Here is a 9,920-nt window from a genome sequence, read left to right as displayed (position 1 = left end):
TTTTCTGACCGCGACTTGAAACCCTGGCATATAAAAGGGTAGCTCGTTCATCTGCGGGATTACCGCGTCGAACAGGGATAACTGAATCGAGGTTATATCTTCTTTGTCCCCCCTGTGTGAAGATACCTTCAATTTTCCCGGCTTCAAGCCACCTTTCGAGAGTTTTGGTACTGACTCCCAGTCTGGTAGCAGCGACTCTTGGAGGTACATAGTTTATTGGCATGGACTAAGTTTGTTACTTGTCCTACTATACTACAAAATGTCGGGGTATGTCTGACTATGTTAGGGTAAATTAAGTCCTATTTTTAACTCTTTTTTGCCGTTCTGATTCAGTAGAACATGTTTACTCAAAACGCTTGACTTCAAACCCGAGCAAACTTTCCGGTTGTTCGTATTCAACCACAACATCTTTTACCATAGCCGCAGGTGGGCCAATGTGACACCAACGAACCATCTCTTCCACAACCGCCCCCGCTCCTTCAAAAACTGCCTCTACACGGTTATCAGGAAGATTTCGTACCCAACCAGTTAATCCCAACTGGCTAGCTGTATCCACAGTTGCATAGCGGTAGCCTACCCCTTGGACTCGACCAGAAACAAGTACGTGGGCGCGGACGATTTTTGGCAGTGGTGTAGAATTGTGCATTGACTGGTTTATGCTTGACAATTTCCAGTCTACCTGGTTATTGGATAGAATTGTGGTCTTGATGAATAACTTTTTAAGTAGGCGTAAAAAGGGGTATAAACTTGGCCAATTACCCAATTAGGTTCTAATTCTGTTCATGGACAAGGTTTAAGTCTAGGAGATAAGGTTTAAGTCTAGGAGATAAAGTATAAGTGTAAAAACTGCCGTCATGTTCCAGACCAATTGCATTGCCTACTTGGGGAACCTAGGGAAAAAGACCAAAACTATTTAATGTTTAATTTGTCAGCATTTATTAAGTTTTGGAGTGGTTTTTTAAACGCATAAAATTGTTATTACTTGTAGAAGTATATTTTCCTCACAGCTGATATGTCTAAATTGCCACCACTGAATACAGAAACCATTTGGGCAATTCTTAATGATCAAATTGATGATTTCATAGTCAATCAATTAGTATGGTATTACTTGGGTTATCGCTATGACTCTTCAACTGGCAAATGGGATACTACCGAAGTGAAAGCAGAATGGCGAGATGAGTACCCAGAACCACCTGATTTTCTTGATAGTCGCCCAGCAACAGTTAAATTAACCCGTTCTATTCCTCAGGCAAATAAACAAATAGCCAAAGAGAAATTAGGTTTCAAAGGTTACAAAATTGGTGAGTTTGGACCTCGAGATGCTCGTAGAGCAACAGCAGCAAATTGGTTATTAAGTCATTTAGAAGAAACTCAGGGCAAAATAGAGTAATTTTCTTGTCAACAGGCAGAAAATTTATGAGTAGTTAAATTTTATTCTCTCCTGGGGATGGGAAAGCGGTAATCACCCAGAGGAAAGTCATCTCTGGGTGGAATTGCGGTTTGTCAGTCATGAAAACAAAATAATTAACCAACAGGTTATTGGGCAATTATAAATTTATCAGACAAAAATCCTGGTGATTTGAAAAATCTATAACTCAGTGTTGACCTTTTGATTTAGAATAGTATATTAATTTCACATCTCAGCAGAATAGCAAAAATAACGAGTTTGCCTCTATGCACGATAAATTATTTAATACTAACATTAAGAACTCTCACGTATTATTAACACCCAATGAAGTAAAATTAAAATTGCCTTTAACTAAATTGGCTGAACACACTGTCTTGCAGTACAGACAGGAAATAAAAAATATTTTAGATTTTCAAGACCGCAGAAAATTCATTGTTGTTGGACCTTGCTCAATTCATGACACACAAGCAGCGATGGAATATTCCCACAGGTTAAAAGTCCTTGCTGAACGAGTGAAGGACAAATTGCTACTCGTTATGAGGGTGTATTTTGAAAAACCCAGAACCACTGTAGGGTGGAAAGGATTAATTAATGATCCAGATATGAATGATTCTTTCCATGTAGAAAAAGGTTTATTAACTGCACGTAGCTTGCTGATTAGAATTGCAGAGTTGGGTTTACCTGCTGGTACAGAAGCCCTAGACCCGATTATACCTCAATATCTTAGTGAGTTGATTACATGGTCGGCTATTGGCGCACGGACTACTGAATCACAAACTCATCGCGAAATGGCCAGTGGTCTTTCCATGCCTGTGGGTTTTAAAAATGGTACTGATGGTAATATTCAGGTTGCTTTAAATGCTTTAGAGTCAGCTAAAAGCTCTCATAATTTCCTGGGTATTAATCATAAGGGACAAGTAAGTGTCTTTGAAACTAGGGGAAATGCCTATGGTCATGTTATCTTACGGGGTGGTGGTCAGCCCAATTATGAAGCAGAATATGTCCGACTGGTGGAAGAGAAATTAAAAGCGGCTAATTTACCACCAAGAATTGTGATTGATTGTAGCCACGGAAATACTAATAAAGATTATAAATTGCAACCGATTGTCTTAGAAAATGTCATTCAACAAATAGTTGATGGCAATACATCAGTTGTTGGTGTGATGCTGGAATCCAACTTGTATGAAGGTAATCAACCAATGACTGGTAAGCGAGAAGAATTAAAGTATGGTGTTTCTGTAACTGATAAATGTATTAGTTGGGATGAAACTGAAAAAATTATTTTGGCTGCTTACGAAAAATTAAGTTAATTCGTAGTCATGACTTCAGTCCTATTTTGAGGGTTTGATTCCATAAGTTAGGCACAATTTACGATATTAGAGACGTTCCCTGGAACGTCTCTACACTTTTAGGAGATGTCTATTCATCCCACATCCCCAGGAAACTCTTGTTGCAAGGGTAAAGCTGAGGGAGAGAGAATATCAAGAATATAAGTCATGACTGTGGGGCTTGGAGTCATCAATTAGTTAAATCGTTCCCATTACTTTGAAATAGACCTTAGTAAAGGATTCATTTTCTGCCAAAGTGTAATCTTCAATTAACCCACCACGACGAATAGAAATGTCCTTTTCTTTCTTAATTACTACCGTAGAATCATCGAAGACATTTCTTGCTAACATCATCTCTGTTTCTGTGGGATTATTTAAAACTACAATATTACTTCCTTGGTAAAACATCCCTTCTTCTTCAATGATGAATTCATCATACTCAGTAATTAATAAATCAAGTTTGGGGTTACGCAGCAAAGTTTCCACGTTGGTGTTGTAACCTCTGTGTAATGGTTTCCGCGAGTGATTAACAAATACTGCATCTTGGCAAACAGCACCTATTGTCCAGTCAGGATGTTGCAAAAGAAGACAGTTAATTATCATTTGCAACTCCTCAACTGAAATTTTATTAAAGGTAATGATTGGTATTCTAGAATTTTCACTGGATGGAAAAAAGGTTTCTAAAATACGGGAAGGGACATCAACACTTTCACCAACAGCAGGATTAAGATGCATCAAAATTCCCGGCGCAGCGTTAATTTCGAGAATGGCGAAGTTGTTACTTGACTTCCAAGATTCTGACAAATTTTCGGCAATGACATCAATACCGAGACAAGTGAGGCGGAAGTGTTGGGCAATGTCTTGGGCTAGGATAATATTATCATGATGAATTGTGGATGTGGCATCGATGCTTATCCCTCCAGCCGAAAGATTGGCAACTTTGCGAAGATAAACAGTACGTCCTTTTTTAACCACACTGTCCAAGGAGAGACCTTGTTCTTTTAGGTAAAGTTCCATCGCGTGGTCGCACTGAATCTTAGACATGGGTGAGGTGGGTGTGTCCAAGCGTGTCGGTTGGCGATTTTCTTCCCGGATTAACTCTGCAATATTTGAGCAACCATCACCTGTCACTGATGGGGGACGGCGTTCCGTGGCGGCGACAAATTTACCATTAACACACAATAAGCGAAAATCTGTTCCCGAAATGCTTTTTTCTACAATTATCCGGGGTGATTGGTCTTGGGGAATTGCGGCTAATGCACTGTCATAAGCAGATTCTAGTTCTCTGGAATTTCCTACCTCAGCTGTAACGCCGATTCCTTTGTGACCAACTACAGGTTTAACTGCTACTGGGTAACCAATTTCTTTTGCTACCTCTAAGGCTTCTTTTTGGTAACAAACAATATCACCTTCTGGTATTGGTAAACCTAAGGTTTGCATAAATGTTTTGCATTCATCTTTGCGGGTGGTGAAGTCTGAATCTAAATGACTATCGCAATCAAAAGTTGTCGCTACACCACGAACTTGTTTTTTGCCATAGCCATATTGCATCAGTGCTTCTGACCAAAGATAAAAGGTAGGAATACCTTTTTCATAAGCTGTTCGCAAGAGAGCGTAAACCGTAGGGCCGCCGTAGACAGATTGGCGGAATTTTTTCTGAATAGCTAGCAGTTCCTCGTCAAAGAAGAATTTTTTGTTTTGGGTGATGGCTTCTAACCAGTCCCAGACAAAGTAAACTACTGCTCTAGTGGTGGGTTCATGCAAAGATTGAATGCTAATTCTTGTGTAATCTGCATATGGCTTAATACTCCAACGGTTGAGGTGTAACCCCATGTCTAGCTTACCTACTTCTGAGGCGACTCTAGCAAACAGATGGGGGTAGGATTCATAGATTTGTTCTGCGAGATGGGCATAGCGACGGCCTATACTGGAGAGATAATCTTCAATAGATAGCGGCTGTGTAGACTCTATGAGTGCAAAATCAAATACTAACGCCCCGGTATCTAAATATGGATTAGGTCCTATGTAATGCTTGAAATTAAAAATATCGAATACATCTGTTTTCCTGGCATTAATGGGGACTAAACCCCTGGTTTTATGTTGAACCATTGATGATAAACCTTCAGCTAAACGCCCTGAATCTGCCATTTGATTTTTCGTTATTGAGATTTATGGATTGTAGTCGAATTTAAATTATTTTTTAACAATTATTCACTTTTATATTATTAAAAAACATGCCACTAACCCAGTATACACCTAATTGCTATGCACTTTCAACTATCTCAAAGCATAATATCATTACTGATAAATTAACTAATATTAGTTAATCTTATTAATTAAATTTTTAAGTATCTAAAGTATAACCTTTGAATGATGAAATTGACTTGCAAGCTATATATCTTGTGACAAAGACATCTGGTGCAAAGGAATGTAAAGATATGGCATGCAAAGTCTTGAGAATAATTTTTGAATTCCGTCAATGTCTAAAATAAATTTCGAGGAGACAGCAACCTATGAATAGCACACAAGCTGCTCTTAGAGATGAGGTGCGTCAACTTGCGGAAGAAGCTTTTCAGGGCAAGCTAATTTCTGGTCATGGAGATGGAGCAGATATGAATGAGTATCAAATTGTTTACCAAGGCAAGCCCAGACACGTCCCACTGGAACAAGCTCGTTGGTTTTTAATGAACTTGCTTTATAGAAGCCACGTTTGTTAAGCTTTTCCTTCTATAAACATAGCTTCACAGATACAATTGCCCTTAGCCTGATTGACACTCCCCACGGCTAAAGGCCCGGGGATTCTTGCTTCAAAAAAATTCCAATGAATTTACCCGGTCTAACGCGCCGCTTTGCCAACAGCAAGCATCTTCACTCACCGTCTGCTGGACGGTTGCAAGTCCTATAAGTGGAAACTCATAAGTCAGATAAAACACTTATTCATCACATCCTAAAAATTACACAGTATATTTATCTAAAGTTAACGGGAAAGATAAAATCTCTGGGGCTAAAGCCACAAATCGCCTACATCCCTTGACCTAAGCCAGGGGCTTTGGCTCGTTTTACGGTAAGGTGGAATTAGAGATAGCGGGTTTAAATATCGACATACCACCCTACACAGCCAAAATACTCATTGGCGAGTAATACTAGCAAGTTTAGGGCTATGGTATTATGAGAAGTTGCTGCATACATTTAAAATAATTAGAAAGTGGATTAATCATGGCCCTGACGCAACAGCGCAAACAAGAAATAATGTCTAACTATCAACTTCACGAAACCGATACTGGTTCTGCGGAAGTTCAAGTTGCCATGCTGACCGACCGCATTAGTCGCCTCAGCTTACATCTCCAGTCCAACAAAAAAGACCATTCTTCCCGTCGGGGATTATTAAAGATGATTGGTCAGCGTAAGCGTCTTCTCGCTTACATTCAACAGGGCGACCGGGAAAAATATCAGGGTTTAATTAATCGTCTCGGTATTCGTGGATAGGAACTATTGCTTATGTCTGCTGAAGAATCTGAGCGTAGTCCTTTACCTTTTGAACGAAAAACAAAGCGCCAAAAACCACCTAAAGCTATAAGCAAACCACAATCACAGCCAAAAACCTCGGGAAAAGAGGCTAGTAAGCAGCCACCTTTCAGCAAAGAGGAAATGGCAATTCCCCAAGCTGTCAGCCAAAGGATGATCCGCCGGGTTGCTGGATTCTGTGGTATACCAACAGCTTTGGGTATTACAACCTTAGTAGTTAGCTATTTACTGACTATGTACTCTGACATCAAACTGCCTCCCATTGCCGTGTTATTGGCAAATATGGGGTTATTTGGTCTTGGAGTTGTGGGGATAACTTATGGTGTTCTCTCAGCCTCATGGGATGAAGAAAGAATGGGAAGTTTGTTGGGTTTAAGTGAATTTATGACCAACTGGGGTCGAATGGTGGAAGTTTGGCGGGAAACTCGACAAAAAAAACTATGATGGTTGGCGCTCAGATACCAGACTAATTGCGGTATTGGGTAAATTTTCCAGTCAATGTTGAAGTTAGAAAATCTCAACTTCAACATTACTAAATAAAAATTTATGTTACTTTACTAAACCTAATACTCAGACCCTCAATGACTGAGGGCTTCGTGTTTTGGCATAATAAGAATTGTGGTTTTAAATAATTAAATATTGGCATAAATTTAAATTTCATCACAGAAACAAGATAGATTAGCTGGTACTTGTTTGAGGTTCATGTCAACTAATTAGGGAATCAAAGATGATTGTAGTCATGAAAAGCGGTTGCCCAGAAATGGAAATCAACCGCATTAGCGAGGAACTAATCACCTGGGGACTAATACCAGAAAAAATCATCGGTAAACATAAGGTGGTAATTGGCCTAGTCGGTGAAACAGCTAGCTTAGACCCATTAGAAATTCAGGAACTCAGCCCGTGGATTGAGCAAGTATTACGGGTAGAGTTGCCATATAAACGAGCTAGCCGTCAGTTTCGTCATGGGGAACCCTCTGAGGTAGTGGTCAACACGCCCGATGGCAATGTTGTCTTTGGAGAACAGCATCCTATAGTAGTTGTTGCTGGTCCCTGCTCGGTGGAAAACGAAGAAATGATCGTGACAACGGCAGAGGGTGTTAAGGCGTCGGGAGCGAAGTTTTTACGTGGTGGAGCATATAAGCCCCGAACTTCACCTTATGCTTTCCAAGGTCATGGTGAGAGCGCTTTAGAATTGTTGGCAAAGGCTCGAGAAGTAAGTGGTTTAGGTATTATTACAGAAGTAATGGATGCCGCTGAACTGGATATAATCGCTGAGGTTGCTGATGTGGTGCAGGTGGGAGCAAGGAATATGCAAAACTTCTCCCTGCTGAAAAAGGTGGGAGGGCAACCAAAACCAGTTCTTTTAAAGCGGGGAATGGCAGCAACTATTGAAGAATGGCTGATGGCAGCTGAGTATATTTTGGCAGCTGGAAACCCAAATGTGATTTTATGTGAGCGGGGAATTCGTACCTTTGACCGCCAACACACTCGCAATACTTTGGATTTGTCAGTGGTGCCAGTATTGCGGAAGCTAACTCACCTGCCAATTATGATTGACCCTAGTCATGGCACAGGCTGGTCAGAATTTGTCCCGGCAATGGCAATGGCGGCCATGGCAGCGGGAACTGATTCCCTGATGATTGAGGTTCACCCCAACCCAGCCAAAGCTTTATCTGATGGACCGCAATCTCTAACACCAGATCGTTTTGATTACCTAATGCAAGAATTAGCGGTGATTGGTAAGGCTGTGGGACGTTGGCCGCAAGAGGTGATTGCTGCAAAGTGACATTCTTTGACCAAGAAACGAGAGGCAAGTCCCTGGCTTTAAACATGGGGACAACCAGTACAATGAGGATTGTACCGGAGAGCAAAAAATATTTTGGTCAAAGTAGCGATAAAACTAGGTTATGACCTTAGTGGAATCAGTTGTGGACTCTTTAAGAATCCCCTGCCTTCTAGGCATGGGGAGTGCCAGTTTCTTAACGCCGTCTGCCGCCAGATCCAAATGAGCGGCTGGGACTACCTGATGAACGTCTAGAACCGGAACCAAAACTGCTGCCAGTCCTACGTCTTGTGGAACCAGATTTGTTTGAAGGGTTGAGATTACTACTTCCAAAACCGGAACCGGATGGGCGATTTGTTGTGCTCCTGGGTGTTGTACTGGGTAGGGTTGAATTACCAGGGGATGATCTTCTGATGTTTCCTGTGGTGCGGAAAGTTGTCCGATTGCGCTCCACTGCTGGGGGTGCATTGTATCGAGTGCGGTAGTTATTAACTGCTTCAGTATAACTACTGCCATAACCGCCGTGGCCGGTCAGGACTCCTCCTGATTGATAGGCAGGTGGTACGTAGTATTGCGGTCTAAATAACATATTACCGATGGCCTGACCAGCAATATTACCAGCTAAAGCCCCGGCAAAAGGTGCCCAGAAGTTGCTTTCTCGTCGCACTACAACTGTTTCTTGTTGTCCAGTTTGGGGATTGGTTTTTGTTTCCGTGATGTTATGGACATACTCGATTTTGAAGTCTTCTGTCATATACAAAACAGGTTGTCGATTCTCGACCTTCAAAGAAGTGTTTTTTCCTTCCTTGATTTCTTCATCGGTTAGCCTTGCCATTTGCAAATTTTCGGTCTTAAACGTTGGGGGTGTAGTGTTGAGTAAAAACAGTGTGTACTCCCCACTCGCATCGTCAAAACTAGCCTGCTGCACCTGATACTCACCATCACTTAACTTGGTAGGTGTAGAGGAGCGGCTAAGATTTGTAGTTTCAGAGGTGGTTTGGTTAGAGTTGCCACAGGCAAGAGTTGTTAAGCACAAAGTCAGTGCTAAAAAAATAACTGTAAGTTTTCGTAACACGGCTATGATCATTTTAATATTTCCTATTTTTGAGCTTAACAGGCCTGAATCAGGATAGGAATGTAGAGACTACCGTATTTACCCAAGCAAGTTACAAAGGAATTAATTCTGGGTAATATTGCAACAGATGATCATTGGTGAGTTCATCACCTAACTGGGCTGGGGAGAAATGTACATGAATTGCGCGGAGTTTTCCTTTATAGTGCAAATTGATTAAAGCTTTTAAAGCATCCTTTAATGCTGGAATATTAGACAGGTCGGTTTCCAAGTCGGGAACTTCCCCTTCATAGGCTGCTGTCAACATGACAACAACGTTACGGGTGACAGGTATAGAAAAAGATTCATGGCCAGAAGCCGAACTTACCTCCAGACTTGCACCGTAGCGTTCGGCAGAGTCATTAAATAATTCATTGACGTAATCTCCCGCCTCACCTTCATCCCAAAATACCTCACCCTCATTACCCGCAGACAGCCAGGCTTCATCGTATCGCAATAAGGTTTCACAAATTTCTACTAATCCTTCTCCTAAATATCGCAAGTCACCTTCAGTAGCAATCGCTTCTCGGGCTGTACTATTTAATACTCCCAAAATAGGGGCAACATCAGACCCAGATAAATGTAAAAATAAGCGACACACTACATAGCGAGTCCGACCTAGCATTTTATTAAATGCGCGCATTTGTTTCCTCCATGATTTTGACTAATACACTATAAAAATTATATTTTTACTATTGATTGATATAGTAAAAGCTGTTGAGAAAATCCACAACTGTATTTAAAGCGGGTGGTATAAATGTAGCA

11 protein-coding genes are annotated in these 9,920 nt (G+C 41.0%); 6 read left to right on the top strand and 5 right to left on the bottom strand.

The features are described from left to right. Together NWP25_RS00750 and NWP25_RS00745 are read right to left on the bottom strand one after the other, a co-directional pair. Positions 1–223: MerR family DNA-binding transcriptional regulator (locus NWP25_RS00750; protein WP_280698678.1), on the bottom strand; the 223-nt coding region annotated here is incomplete at its 3' end. A 120-nt stretch (positions 224–343) separates the two neighbouring features. Continuing rightward, positions 344–646: an acylphosphatase gene (locus tag NWP25_RS00745; protein WP_280656828.1), complete on the bottom strand. Its 303-nt coding sequence runs from the start codon at positions 644–646 to the stop codon at positions 344–346. Between the two features lie 366 nt (positions 647–1,012). Between NWP25_RS00745 and NWP25_RS00740 the strand changes: the two genes are divergently transcribed. Together NWP25_RS00740 and NWP25_RS00735 are read left to right on the top strand one after the other, a co-directional pair. Beyond that, a complete protein-coding gene (locus tag NWP25_RS00740; protein ID WP_280651427.1) occupies positions 1,013–1,390 on the top strand; it encodes a DUF1823 family protein in 378 nt (125 codons plus the stop codon). 284 nt (positions 1,391–1,674) lie between these two features. Further along, complete coding sequence (locus NWP25_RS00735) at positions 1,675–2,718, top strand: 3-deoxy-7-phosphoheptulonate synthase (protein WP_280651428.1); 1,044 nt, start codon at positions 1,675–1,677, stop codon at positions 2,716–2,718. A gap of 216 nt (positions 2,719–2,934) precedes the next feature. Here the strand turns inward: NWP25_RS00735 and NWP25_RS00730 are convergent, their stop codons facing one another. Continuing rightward, positions 2,935–4,845, bottom strand: coding sequence for an ATP-binding protein (locus NWP25_RS00730; RefSeq protein ID WP_280651457.1), 1,911 nt, complete (start codon positions 4,843–4,845; stop codon positions 2,935–2,937). Positions 4,846–5,249: 404 nt separating this feature from the next. On the opposite strand from NWP25_RS00730, the gene NWP25_RS00725 reads away from it, so the two are divergent. The 4 genes from NWP25_RS00725 to aroF all read left to right on the top strand — a co-directional run bounded on the left by NWP25_RS00725 (position 5,250) and on the right by aroF (position 8,047). Then, complete coding sequence (locus NWP25_RS00725) at positions 5,250–5,453, top strand: hypothetical protein (RefSeq protein WP_280698676.1); 204 nt, start codon at positions 5,250–5,252, stop codon at positions 5,451–5,453. 499 nt (positions 5,454–5,952) lie between these two features. After that, positions 5,953–6,222 (top strand): 30S ribosomal protein S15, encoded by a 270-nt coding sequence (gene rpsO, locus NWP25_RS00720; protein ID WP_280651430.1) that lies wholly within the window; start codon positions 5,953–5,955, stop codon positions 6,220–6,222. A 12-nt stretch (positions 6,223–6,234) separates the two neighbouring features. Beyond that, positions 6,235–6,705, top strand: a complete 471-nt coding sequence (locus tag NWP25_RS00715) for a PAM68 family protein (RefSeq protein WP_280656831.1) — start codon at positions 6,235–6,237, stop codon at positions 6,703–6,705. A 283-nt stretch (positions 6,706–6,988) separates the two neighbouring features. Further along, positions 6,989–8,047: a 3-deoxy-7-phosphoheptulonate synthase gene (gene aroF, locus NWP25_RS00710; protein ID WP_280651432.1), complete on the top strand. Its 1,059-nt coding sequence runs from the start codon at positions 6,989–6,991 to the stop codon at positions 8,045–8,047. A gap of 193 nt (positions 8,048–8,240) precedes the next feature. On the opposite strand, the gene NWP25_RS00705 is transcribed toward aroF, so the two are convergent. Together NWP25_RS00705 and NWP25_RS00700 are read right to left on the bottom strand one after the other, a co-directional pair. Beyond that, positions 8,241–9,131, bottom strand: coding sequence for a hypothetical protein (locus NWP25_RS00705; protein WP_280651433.1), 891 nt, complete (start codon positions 9,129–9,131; stop codon positions 8,241–8,243). 79 nt (positions 9,132–9,210) lie between these two features. Then, the gene (locus NWP25_RS00700) at positions 9,211–9,798 is read right to left on the bottom strand and encodes a DUF1517 domain-containing protein (RefSeq protein WP_280651434.1); all 588 of its coding nucleotides are present in this window, start codon (positions 9,796–9,798) and stop codon (positions 9,211–9,213) included. Positions 9,799–9,920: the final 122 nt, after the last annotated feature.

Origin of the sequence: Umezakia ovalisporum Ak1311, assembly GCF_029891685.1 — a bacterium.
In the GTDB taxonomy this organism is placed as follows: Bacteria; Cyanobacteriota; Cyanobacteriia; order Cyanobacteriales; family Nostocaceae; genus Umezakia; species Umezakia ovalisporum.
Note: the sequence above shows the minus strand (reverse complement) of the source record. Positions and strands in the feature narration are given on the sequence as shown.